This window comes from uncultured Rhodospira sp. (assembly GCF_937138205.1).
Taxonomy (GTDB): domain Bacteria; phylum Pseudomonadota; class Alphaproteobacteria; order Rhodospirillales; family Rhodospirillaceae; genus Rhodospira.
Map to the genome: position 1 here is coordinate 1 of NZ_CAKZOT010000002.1, position 14,958 is coordinate 14,958.

General features: G+C 68.2%; 13 protein-coding genes and 1 pseudogene. 8 read left to right on the forward strand and 6 right to left on the reverse strand.

Going from position 1 to position 14,958, the window contains the following annotated elements; genetic code table 11:
* The 3 genes and pseudogenes from sucA to lpdA form a co-directional block, all read left to right on the forward strand.
* Positions 1-812 (forward strand): annotated as a pseudogene (gene sucA / locus Q0309_RS00240) (2-oxoglutarate dehydrogenase E1 component); the annotation flags it as partial.
* A 200-nt stretch (positions 813-1,012) separates the two neighbouring features.
* On the forward strand, positions 1,013-2,323 hold the full coding sequence (gene odhB / locus Q0309_RS00245; RefSeq protein WP_299435961.1) for a 2-oxoglutarate dehydrogenase complex dihydrolipoyllysine-residue succinyltransferase: 1,311 nt from the start codon (positions 1,013-1,015) through the stop codon (positions 2,321-2,323).
* A gap of 147 nt (positions 2,324-2,470) precedes the next feature.
* Complete coding sequence (gene lpdA, locus Q0309_RS00250) at positions 2,471-3,883, forward strand: dihydrolipoyl dehydrogenase (RefSeq protein WP_299435964.1); 1,413 nt, start codon at positions 2,471-2,473, stop codon at positions 3,881-3,883.
* An 85-nt stretch (positions 3,884-3,968) separates the two neighbouring features.
* Here the strand turns inward: lpdA and Q0309_RS00255 are convergent, their stop codons facing one another.
* The 4 genes from Q0309_RS00255 to coxB form a co-directional block, all read right to left on the reverse strand.
* Positions 3,969-4,772 (reverse strand): cytochrome c oxidase subunit 3, encoded by an 804-nt coding sequence (locus tag Q0309_RS00255; RefSeq protein ID WP_299435967.1) that lies wholly within the window; start codon positions 4,770-4,772, stop codon positions 3,969-3,971.
* Positions 4,773-4,814: 42 nt separating this feature from the next.
* A complete protein-coding gene (locus Q0309_RS00260) occupies positions 4,815-5,384 on the reverse strand; it encodes a cytochrome c oxidase assembly protein (RefSeq protein ID WP_299435970.1) in 570 nt (189 codons plus the stop codon).
* Between the two features lie 19 nt (positions 5,385-5,403).
* Positions 5,404-6,969 (reverse strand): cytochrome c oxidase subunit I, encoded by a 1,566-nt coding sequence (gene ctaD / locus Q0309_RS00265; RefSeq protein WP_299436061.1) that lies wholly within the window; start codon positions 6,967-6,969, stop codon positions 5,404-5,406.
* A gap of 105 nt (positions 6,970-7,074) precedes the next feature.
* Positions 7,075-7,983 (reverse strand): cytochrome c oxidase subunit II, encoded by a 909-nt coding sequence (coxB, locus tag Q0309_RS00270; protein ID WP_299435973.1) that lies wholly within the window; start codon positions 7,981-7,983, stop codon positions 7,075-7,077.
* Positions 7,984-8,505: 522 nt separating this feature from the next.
* Between coxB and Q0309_RS00275 the strand changes: the two genes are divergently transcribed.
* The 5 genes from Q0309_RS00275 to ald all read left to right on the forward strand — a co-directional run bounded on the left by Q0309_RS00275 (position 8,506) and on the right by ald (position 13,580).
* The gene (locus Q0309_RS00275; protein ID WP_299435976.1) at positions 8,506-8,937 is read left to right on the forward strand and encodes a DUF420 domain-containing protein; all 432 of its coding nucleotides are present in this window, start codon (positions 8,506-8,508) and stop codon (positions 8,935-8,937) included.
* A 147-nt stretch (positions 8,938-9,084) separates the two neighbouring features.
* Positions 9,085-9,957 carry a heme o synthase gene (gene cyoE / locus Q0309_RS00280; protein WP_299435979.1) on the forward strand — a complete coding sequence of 291 codons (873 nt, stop codon included), beginning with the start codon at positions 9,085-9,087 and terminating at the stop codon, positions 9,955-9,957.
* 4 nt (positions 9,958-9,961) lie between these two features.
* On the forward strand, positions 9,962-11,047 hold the full coding sequence (locus Q0309_RS00285) for a COX15/CtaA family protein (protein WP_299435982.1): 1,086 nt from the start codon (positions 9,962-9,964) through the stop codon (positions 11,045-11,047).
* Between the two features lie 107 nt (positions 11,048-11,154).
* Positions 11,155-12,345, forward strand: coding sequence for an MFS transporter (locus Q0309_RS00290; RefSeq protein WP_299435985.1), 1,191 nt, complete (start codon positions 11,155-11,157; stop codon positions 12,343-12,345).
* A 116-nt stretch (positions 12,346-12,461) separates the two neighbouring features.
* The gene (gene ald, locus Q0309_RS00295) at positions 12,462-13,580 is read left to right on the forward strand and encodes an alanine dehydrogenase (protein WP_299435989.1); all 1,119 of its coding nucleotides are present in this window, start codon (positions 12,462-12,464) and stop codon (positions 13,578-13,580) included.
* A gap of 18 nt (positions 13,581-13,598) precedes the next feature.
* On the opposite strand, the gene msrB is transcribed toward ald, so the two are convergent.
* Both msrB and Q0309_RS00305 read right to left on the reverse strand, forming a co-directional pair.
* Positions 13,599-14,057, reverse strand: a complete 459-nt coding sequence (msrB, locus tag Q0309_RS00300; RefSeq protein ID WP_366940535.1) for a peptide-methionine (R)-S-oxide reductase MsrB — start codon at positions 14,055-14,057, stop codon at positions 13,599-13,601.
* Between the two features lie 202 nt (positions 14,058-14,259).
* On the reverse strand, positions 14,260-14,958 hold the full coding sequence (locus tag Q0309_RS00305; protein WP_299435992.1) for a nucleoside phosphorylase: 699 nt from the start codon (positions 14,956-14,958) through the stop codon (positions 14,260-14,262).

Sequence of the window (14,958 nt, forward strand, 5' to 3'; positions counted from 1 at the left end):
GCGACTTCGCCAACGGCGCCCAGGTCATCATCGACCAGTTCATCTGCGCGGCCGAGTACAAGTGGCTGCGCATGTCGGGGCTGGTGATGCTGCTGCCGCACGGCTACGAGGGGCAGGGGCCGGAGCATTCCTCGGCCCGGCTGGAGCGGTACCTTCAGCTTTGCGCCGAGGACAACCTGCAGGTCTGCAACCTGACGACGCCGGCGAACTATTTCCACGCCCTGCGACGCCAGATCCGGCGCAACTTCCGTAAGCCGCTGATCCTCATGTCGCCCAAGTCGCTGCTGCGCCACAAGCTGTGCGTCAGCTCCCTGTGGGAGTTGGGCGACCAGGGCCGGTTCTACCGCGTCCTGCCGGAAGCCGACGAGCTGGTACCCGACGCGGACGTGCGCCGCGTCGTGCTGTGCAGCGGCAAGGTGTACTACGATCTGCTGCAGACGCGGCGTGACGAGGGCATCCGCGACGTGGCGCTGGTGCGGGTCGAGCAGCTGTACCCCTGGCCCAAGGACAGTGTGCAGGCGCAACTCACCCGCTATCCGAACGCCGACGTGATCTGGTGCCAGGAGGAACCGGCCAACATGGGGGCCTGGATGTTCGTCGATCGGCGCCTGCAATACGCGCTGGAGGAAGCCCACCACAAGGCGCGCCAAGCCTATTTCGTCGGCCGCAAGGCGTCCGCCTCCACGGCCGCCGGCGTGGCCAGCGTCCACAAGCACGAACAGGAAACCCTGGTCGAACAGGCCCTGACCTGGCCACGGGATGCCCTGCCGCGCCCGTTCCAGCGGGCAACCGGCCTGGCCGGGGTGAAATGAGGGTGGCGATCGCCGTGCAGTTCGTTTCGCGCCGGCCCCGAGCCCAGGAACCGGCCTCCCCCGACACCGGTTTCTCTCCCGAGGCGGTCCGGCTTCGGGCAAGACGATCCTTTGGTTTTGGCGCCGCGCCGACTACGCTGGCCTGATCGCGCCGGGACTGCCCTGGATCCAGATCATATGAAAGGATGAAAGGACCACCGATGGCCACCGACATCACCGTGCCCGCCCTGGGTGAATCCGTCAGCGAGGCCACCGTCGCCCGCTGGCTGAAGAAGGCGGGCGACGCGGTCGCCGCCGACGAACCGCTGGTCGAACTGGAAACCGACAAGGTGACGGTCGAGGTCAACGCACCCGCCGCCGGCGCGCTGTCGGAGATCGTCGCCGACGAGGGCGCGGAGGTGGCCGTCGGCGCGCTGCTGGGCCGCATTAAGGAAGGCGCGTCGGGAGCCGAAGCGAAACCGGCCAAGGCCGAAGCGCAAAAGGAGTCGGAGGCGGAACCCAAACCGGAACCCGAACCCAAAAAGGACGAACAGCCCGAGGCCAAGCCCGAACCCAAGCCCGAACCCGAATCCGCGCCCGCGCCGACCGAGGGCCGCACGGCCAATCTCGACCATCCGCTGTCGCCCGCCGTGCGCAAGCTGGTCGAGGAGCGCAGCCTCGACCCGAGCAAGATTCCCGCCTCCGGCAAGGACGGCCGCCTGACCAAGGAGGATGTCCTCGCCTTCCTGGAACAGGCCAAGCCCACGGCCAAGGGGCCGGCCGCACCCGCCACCCCAGCAGCGTCCCGGGAACCCTCCCGGTCCGACGACCCGCGCGAGGAACGCGTGCCCATGAGCCGCCTGCGCCGGCGTATCGCCGAGCGCCTGAAGGAGGCCCAGAACACCGCCGCCATGCTGACCACTTTCAACGAGGTGGACATGACCGGCATTCTCGACGTGCGCGCCCGGCACAAGGATGCGTTCGAGAAGAAGCACGGCGTGCGCCTGGGCTTCATGTCGTTCTTCATCAAGGCCGCCGTCGTGGCCCTGCGCGAGTTCCCGGCCGTCAATGCCGAGATCGACGGCACCGATGTCGTCTACAAGAACTACTACGACATCGGCGTCGCGGTCGGCGGTCCTCAGGGGCTGGTCGTGCCCGTGGTGCGGGAGTGCGATACGAAGAGCTTTGCCCAGATCGAGGCCGACATCGCCGCCTATGGCAAGAAGGCGCGCGACGGCGCCCTGAAGATGGAGGAGATGACGGGGGGGACCTTCACCATCTCCAACGGCGGGGTGTACGGTTCGCTGATGTCGACGCCGATCCTCAACCCGCCGCAGTCGGCCATCCTCGGGATGCACAAGACCCAGCAGCGGCCGATGGTCATGCCTGACGGCTCCATCCAGGCGCGGCCGATGATGTATCTGGCGCTCAGCTACGACCACCGCATCATCGACGGCAAGGAAGCGGTGAGCAGTCTGGTGCGGATGAAGGAATGCCTGGAGGATCCGCAGCGGATCCTGCTGGATATGTGACCTGGTCCCGGTGCGGGGCGTCCGAGCGTCGGACGCCCCGTTTCCATTCGGGGACCGGGATCGTGACTGAGAGTATGCGAGACGGTTCCGCGAAATAGACCGGAGCCGCCGGGGGACAAGAAGACCGAAAGGGAAGGACCGAATCCGATGAGCGAGAATCCGTATGATCTGGTGGTGATCGGCGGCGGCCCGGGGGGGTACGTCTGCGCCATCCGCGCCGCCCAGCTTGGCATGAAGGTGGCCTGCGTCGACATGCGCAAGTCCCTGGGCGGCACCTGCCTGAACGTGGGCTGCATCCCGTCAAAGGCACTGCTGCACAGTTCGCATCTGTTCGCCCAGGCCAAGCACGAAGCGGCCGAGCACGGCATCAAGATCAGCGGCACCGTGCGTCCCGACCTGCCGACCATGATGGCCCGCAAGGACGCGGTGGTGAAGGCCAACACGGACGGCATCGCCTATCTGTTCAAGAAGCACCGCATCGACTGGATCAGCGGCATGGGCCGCGTCGACCATCCGGGCGAGGTCGGCGTCGCGCTGCATGATGGCGGCGACATGACGCTGATCACCGACACGATCGTGCTGGCCACGGGCGCGGAGGTGGCGCCGTTGCCGGGGGTTTCCATCGACGGACGCATGATCGTGGACTCCACGGGCGCGCTGGCGCTGCCCAAGGTGCCGAAGCGCCTGACGGTGATCGGGGCCGGCGTCATCGGCCTGGAACTGGGCTCGGTGTGGAGCCGGCTGGGCTCGCAGGTCACGGTGATCGAGTACCTGGATCACGTGCTGCCGTACATGGACGGCGAGGTGCGCAAGCAGGCGCAGCGCATCCTCAAGAAACAGGGCCTGGAGTTCCGCCTGTGCACCAAGGTCACGGCGGCCAAGAAGACCACCAAGGGGGTCACCCTGACGGTCGAGCCGGCGACCGGTGGCGATTCCGACTCCGTGGTGTCGGACGTGGTGCTGGTGGCCATCGGCCGCGTGCCGCACAGCCTGGGCCTGGGGCTCGACAAGAACGGCATCGAACGCACCGAGCGCGGCTTCATCAAGGTCAATGAGCGCTACGAGACCACCGCGAAAGGCGTCTACGCCATCGGCGACGTCATCGGCGGCCAGATGCTGGCCCACAAGGCGGAGGAAGAGGGCGTCGCGGTGGCCGAGATCCTGGCCGGTCAGGCAGGCCACGTGAACTACGACGCCATTCCGTCGGTGGTCTACACGTGGCCGGAGATCGCCGCCGTCGGCAAGACCGAGGAACAACTGAAGACCGCCGGCACCGACTACAAGGTCGGGACCTTCCCGTTCACTGCCAACGGCCGCGCCCGCGCCCAGGGCGACACCGACGGGTTCGTGAAGATCCTGGCCGACGGCCGCACCGACAAGGTGCTGGGCTGCCACATCGTCGGCCCGTCCGCCGGCGACCTGATCCAGGAGGTCGTGGTCGGCATGGAGTTCGGCGCGTCGGCCGAGGATATCTTCCGCTCCAGCCACGCCCACCCGCAGATGGGCGAGGCGATCAAGGAAGCGGCCCTCGCCGTGCACGGCCGGCCGCTGCATATGTAGGGGGCTTCGTCGGGCGGGTTCGCGCCACCGGCGCAACTCGCCACGCGCGGCGGCGGCGTGGAGGCGCCTATCCCAAGCGGTTCCGTCACAGGGCGATGTAGACGTAGAACCAGCCGAACAGGAACAGCCAGACCACGTCCACGAAGTGCCAGTACCACTCGGCGGTTTGCAGGCCCAGGTGCTTTTCTTCCGTGAAGTGGCCGGCCCGCGCGCGCAGCAGGCACACCGTCAGGAACACCACGCCGACGAAGACGTGGAACCCGTGGAAGCCGGTGGCCATGAAGAACACCGAAGGATAGATGCCGTCAGTGAACGCGAACGCGGCGTGGCCGTACTCGATCACCTGCAGCACCAGGAAGATGGCGCCCAACCCCGCCGCGCCGCCGATGCCGAGCATCAGCCGCCGGCGGTCGCCCGTCTCCAGGCCGCCCCGGCCCCACATCAGCACGAACCCAGACGCGACCAGGATGATCGTGTTGATCAGCGGCAGGCCCCAGGGGCTGAAGGTCTTGATGTCGCCGGGCGGCCAGCTTTCGACGATCGGGCTGAACAGAAAGGCGTTGTGGAAATAGGCCCAGAAGAAGGCGGCGAAGAACATCACCTCCGAGGCGATGAACAGGCCCATGCCGACGCGCAGGCCGATCTGGACGCGCCGCGTGTGGTGCGTGCCGGCGCGTGATTCCCGCACTACGTCGCGCCACCAAAGCGCCATGGTCAGCAGCACCACGCCAAGCCCGCTCAGCAGGATCCAGGGCGCACCGCCGTGCATGTACTCGACCCCACCGTAAGCCAGGACCAAAGCACCGACGGCGCCCAACGCCGGCCAGGGGCTGGGATCGACGAGGTGGAACGGATGGGCGCGGGCCTCTCCGGTGTCCATCGAACTCATGCGAAGGTCCTCCCTAGCCCGAGGCCAGTCCTCGCGGCCGCCTCAGCTTTCCATGTCGAAGAACGTATAGGACAGCGTCATGGTGCGGATGTCGCCAGCGTGCTCGTCGTCCAGGATGGCCGGATCGATATAGAACAGAACCGGCATGTCCACCGCCTGCCCCGGCTCCAGGCGTTGTTCGGTGAAACAGAAGCAGTCGACCTTGGTGAAGTAGCGGGCGGCCTTGGTCGGGGTGACGTTGAAACTGGCGGTGCCGACGACGGGCCGGTCGGAGGTGTTGACGGCCCGAAAGCTGGACAGCGCCTCGGCGCCGATGGGCACCGTGACCGCGCGGTCATTGGGCCGAAAGCGCCACGGCAGGGCGGGATCCACGTTGGCGTCGAAGCGCACGGTCATGTCCACGCCCACGCCCCCCGGGAACACTTGTGTCCCGGCCGAGGCGACGCCCGGCGTGCCGCCGTAGCCGGTCACCTGGCAGAACACGCGGTAGAGCGGCACGGCGGCGAAGGCCAAGCCGACCATGCCCACGGCGACGGCGCCGAACATCAGGGCGATGCGGCCGTTGGCGCGGCGCCGGTCCGGGGCGGTGGGGGCGGTCTCGTGCGGAGCCATGGCGGCACCTCCGTTGCGGTCACTCGGCGGCGGTCGCGGCCGGGTTCCTGATCACCGGCGGGCGTTCGAAACTATGCAGCGGTGGCGGCGAACTGACCGTCCATTCCAGCGTCGTCGCGCCCTCGCCCCACGGATTGGCGCCGACCTTGCGCCCGGCGACAAAGGCGTGGATGACGACCACGAAGAAGAACGCCATCGCCACCATGCCGATGTAGGCGCCGATCGAGGACACGTAGTTCCAGCCGGCGAAGGCATCTGGATAGTCGGGCACGCGGCGCGGCATCCCGGCGACGCCCGAGAAGTGCATGGGGAAGAACGTCAGGTTGACCCCGATGAAGGTGAGCCAGAAATGGATCTGGCCCAGGCGCTCGCTGTACTGCCGCCCCGTCATCTTGCCGAACCAGTAGTAGAACCCGGCGAACAGGCCGAACAGCGCCCCCAGCGACAGCACATAGTGGAAGTGCGCCACCACGTAGTAGGTGTCGTGCAAGGCGATATCGACGCCGGCATTGGCCAGCACCACGCCCGTCACCCCGCCGATGGTGAACAGGAACAGGAACCCGATCGCGAACAGCATCGGCACCGTGAACCGGATCGATCCGTCCCACATGGTGGCGATCCAGCTGAACACCTTGATGCCCGTGGGCACGGCGATCAGCATGGTGGCCAGGATGAAATAGGCCCGCGTGTCGACGTCCAGGCCGACCGTGTACATGTGGTGCGCCCACACCACCAGGCCGATGACCCCGATCAGCACCATGGCGTAGGCCATGCCCAGGTAGCCGAAGATCGGCTTGTTGGAGAACGTCGAGATGACGTGGCTGATGATCCCGAACGCCGGCAGGATCATCACGTACACCTCGGGGTGGCCGAAGAACCAGAACAGGTGCTGATAGAGCACCGGGTCGCCGCCGCCGGCCGGATCAAAGAACGTGGTGCCGAAATTGCGGTCGGTCAGCAGCATGGTCAGCGCGCCCGCCAGCACCGGCAGCGTCAGCAGCAGCAGGAACGCGGTCACCAGGATCGACCACGCGAACAACGGCATCTGGTGCAGACCCATGCCCGGCGCGCGCATGTTGAAGATGGTCACCAGGAAGTTGATGGCCCCGAGAATCGACGACACGCCGGCGATGTGCAGGCTAAGGATGGTGAAATCCACCGCCGCGTCGGCATGACCGCCCGAGGTCGACAGCGGCGGATACAACGTCCAGCCCGTGCCCGGCCCCAGCCCGGTGTACTGCCCGAGGATCAGCAGCGCGAACGCCGGCGGCAGCAACCAGAAGCTGATGTTGTTCATGCGTGGAAAGGCCATGTCCGGCGCGCCGATCATCAGCGGCACGAACCAATTGCCGAACCCACCGATCAGCGCCGGCATCACCATGAAAAAGATCATGATGAGGCCGTGCGAGGTGACGAACACGTTGTAGCTCTGGTGGTCATTCTCGAAGACCTGCACGCCCGGCTCGGCCAGCTCCATGCGGATCCACAGCGACATCACACCACCCACCACGCCGCCGATCACGGCGAACACCAGGTACATCGTGCCGATGTCCTTGTGGTTGGTGGAGAACAGCCAGCGCGTCAGGCCGCGCGGCGCGGGGTGATCGGGGTGTGCGCCGTCCCCCTGATGATCGGCGGCGGCGGACGATTCGGGGCTCACGGTCCGGTCCTCCCTGACGTGTGTTCTTGATTATCGCAGCGGATTGGAGGCATCGGGCCGTGTTTCGGCCACGGTGACGGACGGAGCGGCCGGGTCGTCGGGCAGGGTCGGCGCGAACGCCGCGCGCGTCTCCTCGACCCAGCGCTCGAAGTCCTCGGGCGACACCGCCCGCACCTCGATGGGCATGAAGCCATGATTGACGCCGCACAACTCGTAACACTGTCCGTAGTAGACGCCGGGTTCCTTCGTGCGGAACCAGGTCTCGCTGATGCGCCCGGGGACCGTGTCGGTCTTGATGCCCAGGGACGGCACGCCCCAACTGTGGATGACGTCGGTGGAGGTCAGCAGCAGCCGCACCGTGGCCCCCGCCGGCACGACCATGGGCTGGTCGACGGCCAGCAGGCGCGGCTCGTTGGGCGCCAACTCGCCCTCCCACTTCATGAACGAATCGAAGCCGAAGCCGCCATGGTCCGGATACTCATAGGACCAGTACCACTGGTGGCCGATCACCTTGACCGTCATGTCGGCCTCGGTGGTTTGGTCCATGAAATACAGCAGGCGCAGGGACGGCCCGACCACCGTCAGCAGGATGGCGATGGGCACCAGCGTCCAGCCGATCTCAAGCACCGTGTTGTGCCCGCGCTTGGAGGCCTCGGGATGGCGTCGGTGGTGAAAGCGCCACATCACAAACACGATCAGGGCCGTCACCAGAATGACGATCACCACCATCAGCACGTTGAGGTACAGCGTCAGCGCGTCGATGCGCTCCATGGTCGGCGTCGCCGCCGCCTGACTCCAGATCTGCCACGGCGTGGGCTGGGCGGCGAGCGCCTCGGACGGAGCAAGGGCGGCCCACGCGGCAAACAGGGCAACGGCGATGACTGTGCCACCCGGCCCCGCGAGGGCGCACACTGACCGGACAAGGTATCGGGACGTCATGGCGCTCCCCAACGGCCGAAGAACCTCGAGAGGGTGGCCCGATCGACCGGCCGGCCGGACCATTTCGAGGCCATGATGACCAATTCCATAAAATCCGACAACCCCCATCGGCAATTTTTGGTCCGGGGGCGCGGCATTTAAAACGCGTTCACCAAAGTCTTTAACCACTTTTCACCGCGTTTTTCGCGTTTGAAGCGTCGCCTCGGACGTCGCGTGCCATGTGCGGCTGGCGAAATCGTTCTTATATAACAAAGCATTAAAATACCCCTCCCCGTTCGGGTAGGCAGACAATGCTTTTTCCACCTCTTTCGCACAGGGCTTGTCTCGCGTCTCACGTCGAGTATCCTGCTCGGAAACCCGGTGCGTGGCGGCTCGTGTGTCCTTCGGCGCGCCAGACGAAGAGGGAGACACCATGAAACCGCTCACCAACCGGACCCTGGCCTGGCTGCTGGCCGCCGTCGGCCTGCTGCTCTACCTGTCGATGGTGGGCAAGATCATCGTGGCGGGGTTCTGAGCCCCGCCATGGACACCGCCGCCGTCCTGCCGCACGTCAACGCGTCGCTGAACGCCCTGTCCACGATCCTGCTGGTGGTCGGGTACGGGTTCATCCGCGCCGGCCGCTGGAAAGCGCACCGCGCCGTCATGATCGGCGCCCTGGCGGTTTCGGCCGCGTTCCTGGTCAGTTACCTGATCTACCACGCCACGGCGCCGATGCTGACCTTTCCCGGGCAGGGTCTGATCCGGCCCGTCTATTACACGATCCTGTTCGTGCATGTCGTGCTGGCGGCCGGGATCCTGCCGCTGGTGCTGCTCACCGTGTGGCGGGCCTTGCGCGGCCGCTTCGACCGCCACAAAGCCGTCGCCCGCTGGACCCTGCCCCTGTGGCTGTGCGTGACCGTGAGCGGGGTGGTGGTCTACCTGATGCTGTATCAGCTCTACGGGTCGGCTGCCTGACCAGCCGAAACGCGTCCCGACTCGGTTTCTCGGCAACACACCCAATCCCGCCAGAATTTCAGGGTTAAATAGCCTACTCTTTTGGGTGAGTATAGGGAGCCGGCCGCCGGCCGATCCTGGCCGTGCCACGCCCGAGGAGGCCCGACCATGACCCTGGCCCACTACATGGAGCTGTGCAAGTTCCGCATCGGCACCATCATCGCGCTGACCGCCATCATCGGCTATATGGCCGTCGCCGAGACCGTGGACCCGGTGACCGTCGTTCTGCTGGCGTTGGCCATGGTGCTGGGCTCGGCCAGTTCGTCGGTGTTCAACCATCTGTACGACCGCGATATCGACCGCCTGATGAAGCGCACGGCCCGCCGGCCGCTGGTCTCGGCCGGAGCGGCTGACCAGCGCCGGGCGCTGTTGTTCGCGGTGGCGCTGATGGTGGCCGGGGTCGGGCTGGCGGCGCTGGCGCTCAACTGGGTGGTGGCCGCGCACCTTTTCCTGGGCGGGTTCACTTACGCCGTCGTCTACACCGTCTGGCTGAAGCGCCGCACCTGGTGGAACATCGTGGTTGGCGGCGCGGCCGGCTCGTTCGCCGTGTTGGCGGGTGCCGCGGCGGTGGACCCCACCCTGTGGCTGCTGCCGCTGCTGATGGCCGTCACCCTGTTCCTGTGGACGCCGTCCCACTTCTGGGCGCTGGCCCTGCTGCTCCGCGACGACTACCGCGCCGCGGGCGTGCCCATGCTGCCGGCGGTGGCCGGGCCGCGCCGCAGCGCCGAGGCCATCGTCATCAACACGGTGCTGCTGGTCGCCTCGGCCGCCCTGCCCTGGCTGCTGGGCCAATTGGGCCTGCTGTACGGCTTGGTCAGCCTGGGCGCCGGCGCATTGTTCCTGTCCGAGACCGTGCGCCTGATGCGCGCCCCGGAAGACCGGACCCAGGCGCGACGGGTCTTTTTCGGCTCCATGGTGTATCTGATGGGGGTCTTCCTGGCCGTGCTGCTGGACCGCCACCTGCCGATGCTGTGGACCTGAGGCGATGACCGCCGCCACCACGCTGGCCCAATCCGACTCGGCCCGTGCACAAAACAAGGCCCGGCCGCGCGCGGTGGCGGCGTGGCTGCTGGCCTGTGCTGGGCTGGTGGCCGGGACGGTGCTGCTGGGCGGCCTGACGCGCCTGACCGGCTCCGGCCTGTCGATCGTCGAGTGGAAGCCGGTCACGGGCGTCCTGCCGCCGCTGTCCCAGGCCGACTGGCAGGCCCTGTTCCTGAAATACCAGCAGACCCCGGAATTCCGTCTCGTCAACAGCGCCATGACGCTCGACGGCTTCAAGGGCATTTTCTGGCTGGAGTACCTGCACCGCCTGCTGGGGCGCCTGATCGGTGTGGCCTTCCTGCTGCCGCTGGTGTGGTTCGCGGTGCGCGGCGCGATCCCCCAGGGGTACGGATGGCGTCTGGCCGCCCTGTTCGTGCTGGGCGGGCTGCAGGGCCTGCTCGGTTGGCTCATGGTGCAGAGCGGCCTCGTGGACCGCCCGCAGGTCAGTCACCTGCGGCTGGCCGCGCACCTGGGCCTGGCCGTGGTCATCCTGGCCGCGCTGGTGTGGGTGGCGCTCGATCTTCTGCGCGGTCCCGGAACGCCGGCCCTGGCCGGGCACCCGCGCGTCGCGGTGACGCGCCGGCTCGGCTGGGGCGCGCTGGCGCTGACCGGCCTGACGATCCTGGCCGGCGCGCTGGTGGCCGGGCTTGATGCCGGCCTGAGTTTCAACACCTTCCCGCGCATGGCGGGCCAGTGGGTGCCCGATGGGCTGCTGCACCTGGACCCGTGGTGGCGCAACCTGCTGGATAACGTGATCACGGTGCAGTGGCAGCACCGGCTGCTGGGCGGCGCAACCCTGGCGGCGGTGCTGGTGGTGTCGTGGCATGGCCTGCGCACACCCCTGGACGGCGCCGACCGCTGGCCCTTCCGCCTGCTGCCGGTGGCGGTCCTCGCCCAGGTCGGCCTGGGCGTCGCCACCTTGCTTCTCGCCGTGCCGATGCCGCTGGCGGTCGCGCACCAGGCCGGAGCGGTGGCGGTCGTCGGACTGCTGGTGTGGGCCGTCCACGTGACGAGCGCCCCGGCGCGGTGACGGTTCTTGCAACAGCGGTCGCGGGCACAACCGACACTTGCGGTTGCACAGCCCGGCGGCGATCACATATCGAGGGACCGTGCAAACGTTGGGGCCGGAGGTTTTTGGTGAAGGATTTGGAGGGCGATGGCTCCGCTGCCCAGGCGCGGCGTCTGGGAGCAGCCGGGTTCATCGCGACGGGGGTCGCCTTCGGCCCGGCGCGCATGGGGTTCGGACTGTTCCTTCCCATCTTTCGCCATGACTTCGACCTGTCCACGGCCCAGGCCGGCCTGATCGCCAGCGGCGGGTTCCTGGCCTTTCTCGCGGCGCTACCGCTAACGGCCTGGCTCGCGGTTCGGGTCGGCCAGCGCGTACCGGTGACTGCCGGCGCGTTGACCGCCGCCGTGGGCTTCGCGATCGTCGCGATGACCTCTCACGCGGCCCTTCTCGCGGTGGGAGTGGCACTGGCGGGCACCAGCGCCGGCTTCTGCTGGGCGCCCTTCAACGATGCCGCCGAACGATTAGTGCCGCCAGCCCTGCAAGCGAGAACCCTGTCGGCCGTGGCCACGGGCACGACCCTCGGGGTGGGGGCGGCCGGCGGTCTCGCCCTGGCGGTGACCACCGGCCTTCTGCCGTGGCGCCTGGCGTGGGGAGTGTTCCTCCTGGCCGCCCTGGTGGCGGCGTCCGCCGCGCTCATCGGCCTTCCAAGAGGTCGGCGCGGGACCGCCCATCCCGTGGGACACGCATCGGCGCTCGTGCATCCGGCAAGGATCCGGCTTTACGCGACGTCGCTGATTTTCGGCGCGACAAACGCAGTGTTCCTGTCGTTCGCCGCCGATCGAGTCGTGGCTGCCGACGGCCTGCCCGGCCTCGCAGCCGGCGCCGCGTCGCCAGTGATCTTCGTCTGCTATGGCATTTTCGGGCTCCTGGGGCTTACCACGGCCTGGGCCGAGGCGCGCGTCGGCCTGTCGCCGCTCATCGCCCTGATCTTCACCGCCTTCGCGACCTCGCTGGCGCTGATCGCCCTGGTGCCCGGATCATTGCCCGGCGTCGTCGCCGCAGCCGGGTTGCATGGGGCGGCGGTCATGACGATCAGTTCCGTCCTCTCGTTCTGGACGTTGCGGCTTTTTCCGGGCCGGGGGTCCATCGGGTTCACGGCCGCGCTCATCGCGGTGGCGGCCGGCAGCGTTGTCGGCCCGGCCCTGTCGGGATGGCTCATCACGGCCATCGGGCCACGGGGCGCATTCCTGATCTGCGCGGCGCCCGCCTTCATGGTCGCCCTGTTCTTCCTCGTGCGGCCGGTGCGCGCCAGGGCCTGAGACGGCCGAACCATCGCCGGATATTCGGCGTTTCCAGGAATGCCCCTTGCGAACGCGGGGGTCTATGGCGACGTTGGACGGAGTTCTTTGTTCTTTGTTGATCGGGAGGTTCAGGAATGCGCATCGGTGTGCCCAGGGAGATCAAGCCGCAGGAATTCCGCGTCGGCCTCATGCCCGACGGGGTGCGCGAACTGGTCGCGCACGGCCATGAGGTTGTCGTGGAAAGCGGCGCCGGTCTCGGGATCGACGCCGCCGACGCGGACTATCAGGAGGCGGGTGCCACCATCCTCGACGGGGCCGACGCGGTGTTCGCACAGGCGGACATGATCATCAAGGTCAAGGAACCTCAGGCTGCCGAGCGTGCTCGCCTGCGTCCCGATCATGTCCTGTTCACCTATCTACATTTGGCGCCGGACGTACCGCAGACCAACGAGCTGATCGCTTCGGGCGCCGTCTGCATCGCCTACGAGACCATCACCGATGCCCAGGGCGGGCTGCCGCTGCTCAAACCCATGTCGCAGGTGGCCGGCCGGCTGTCGGTACAGGCCGGCACGCGCGCGCTGGAACGCGCCCAGGGCGGGCGCGGCCTGCTGCTGGGCGGGGTGCCGGGCGTGGCGCCGGCCCGCGTGGTGGTGATCGGCGGCGGCGTGGTGGGCGAGAACGCCGTCGAGATGGCCCTGGGCCTGGGGGCCGACGTCGCCGTGCTGGACCGCAACCCTGTCGTGCTGGAACGCCTGGCGCACCGCTTCGGGTCGGCGCTGACCACGCTATACGCCTCGCGCGCCACCCTGGAACGCGCCGTCGTCGACGCGGACATGGTGGTCGGCGCCGTGCTGGTGGCCGGCGCGGGCGCGCCCAAGCTGGTCACGCGTGACATGGTCGCGCGAATGCGCAAGGGAACGGTCCTGGTGGATGTGGCCATCGATCAAGGCGGCTGTTTCGAGACCAGTCACCCCACGACGCACCACGACCCGACCTACGTCGTTGATGGCGTGGTGCACTACTGCGTCGCCAACATGCCGGGCGCGGTGCCCCTCACCTCGACGCAGGCGCTGACCAACGCCACCCTCCCCTATGTGCTGCGCTTGGCTGACCAGGGCTGGCGCGAGGCCTTGAAGGCCGATCCCCACCTGCGGCGTGGCCTGAATGTGGCCGGCGGCGCGGTGACCTGCGAGCCGGTGGCGGAGGCCCAGGGCCTGTCCTACACCCCGGCCGAGCGCGTGCTTGCGGCGTGATCGGCGCCCGGCCCCACCCTAAGTGTCGACCGCCGGCTCGAACGTCAGCGCCGTGCCGTTCATGCAATAGCGCTGGCCGGTGGGTTGCGGGCCGTCGTCGAACACGTGCCCCAGGTGGCCGCCGCACTGGGCGCAGTGTACTTCGGTGCGGGGCATGACCAGCTTGTAGTCCGTGCTGGTGCCGACGGCTCCTTCCAGCGGCCGGAAGAAGCTGGGCCAGCCGGAGCCGCTGTCGTACTTGGTGCCGGAGTCGAACAGCGCCGCGCCGCACCCCGCGCAATGGAACGTGCCGGCGCGCTTTTCGTCGTTCAGGGGATGCGAGAAGGGGCGCTCCGTGCCGTGCTGGCGCAGGATGTGGAACTGCTCCGGCGCCAGCTCGGCCTTCCACGCGGCCTCGCTCTTGCCGGCGGGGAAGTCCGCCGCCTCGCCGCCGTGTCCGCCGCCCTTCAGGGCGCGGGAGAGAATGCCACCGACCATGATCGCCTCCGTTCGTGATCCCCACGTGTGTGCAAGCATGTTGGCGGGGGACCGGGGGCGGTCAAGGGTGGCCGGAACGGAGTGACCTCGCCAGAGCCTTCCTATGGAACACAAGAATCGGCATACTTAGGATTGGATGCGCGGCGAGGACGGAGCAGTCCATGAAACCTTTGGGCTGGATCAGGACCGCTCGGAAGAACCTTTAGGGCCGCGTCGCCCGCGCCAGGGCGGCGCCCGCCTCGCTAAGCGCTTGTTCCGCTGCCGCGTTGCGTTTGGCCAGCCGGATGAGCGTGGGCAGACGCCACGGCCCGAGCAGGATCCGCCGCGCCGCCGCGCCGGCGTTGGGTGTGCCGTCGCGGTTCAACACACCGGCCAGCCAGCGCGGCAGAGCGTCGGCGGCCGTATCGGCCACCGTGCGCACCACGAGAAAGGGTACGTTCGCCTCGGCGGCGACGCGGGCGACGGCGTGGCTTTCCATGTCTACCGCGACCGCGCCGGTGCGGGCGGCGAGGTGATGCTTGCCGCCGACCGACACCACGGGCGTGTCCGAGCCCAGCAGGGCGCCGGTGTTGAACGTCGCGTCCGGGGGCGCGGCGGCCATCACGGCGGCGTGCCAAACGGCGTCCACCAGCCAGGACTCACCCTCGTTGTGCCGGTTGACAACGCGGGCCGGCAGAACCACGGCGCCGGGCCGCAGCGCCGGGTCCAGCGCCCCGCACACACCGGCGCTGACCAGGGCGCGTGCGCCCTCGTCCAGCAGGGCGCGTGCGGCCGCTTCGGCCTTGTCCGGCCCCGGCCCCTCGCAGCGCACGGTCAGTCCGGGCAGGGCCTCCAGCGCCCGCCGTTCGCCGGTCAGGCCGGTGACCACGCCGATCGCCGACCCGGGGGAGGGGAGAGGCAT

Excerpts from the sequence above, each read along its gene's own strand:
- Q0309_RS00255 (WP_299435967.1), bottom strand. The coding sequence starts at position 4,772 with ATGAGTTCGATGGACACCGGAGAGGCCCGCGCCCATCCGTTCCACCTC.
- Q0309_RS00305 (WP_299435992.1), bottom strand. The coding sequence starts at position 14,958 with ATGCCTCTCCCCTCCCCCGGGTCGGCGATCGGCGTGGTCACCGGCCTG.
- Q0309_RS00275 (WP_299435976.1), top strand. The coding sequence starts at position 8,506 with ATGGACACCGCCGCCGTCCTGCCGCACGTCAACGCGTCGCTGAACGCC.
- lpdA (WP_299435964.1), top strand. The coding sequence starts at position 2,471 with ATGAGCGAGAATCCGTATGATCTGGTGGTGATCGGCGGCGGCCCGGGG.
- Q0309_RS00285 (WP_299435982.1), top strand. The coding sequence starts at position 9,962 with ATGACCGCCGCCACCACGCTGGCCCAATCCGACTCGGCCCGTGCACAA.
- Q0309_RS00260 (WP_299435970.1), bottom strand. The coding sequence starts at position 5,384 with ATGGCTCCGCACGAGACCGCCCCCACCGCCCCGGACCGGCGCCGCGCC.
- cyoE (WP_299435979.1), top strand. The coding sequence starts at position 9,085 with ATGACCCTGGCCCACTACATGGAGCTGTGCAAGTTCCGCATCGGCACC.
- odhB (WP_299435961.1), top strand. The coding sequence starts at position 1,013 with ATGGCCACCGACATCACCGTGCCCGCCCTGGGTGAATCCGTCAGCGAG.
- msrB (WP_366940535.1), bottom strand. The coding sequence starts at position 14,057 with ATGGTCGGTGGCATTCTCTCCCGCGCCCTGAAGGGCGGCGGACACGGC.
- ald (WP_299435989.1), top strand. The coding sequence starts at position 12,462 with ATGCGCATCGGTGTGCCCAGGGAGATCAAGCCGCAGGAATTCCGCGTC.
- coxB (WP_299435973.1), bottom strand. The coding sequence starts at position 7,983 with ATGACGTCCCGATACCTTGTCCGGTCAGTGTGCGCCCTCGCGGGGCCG.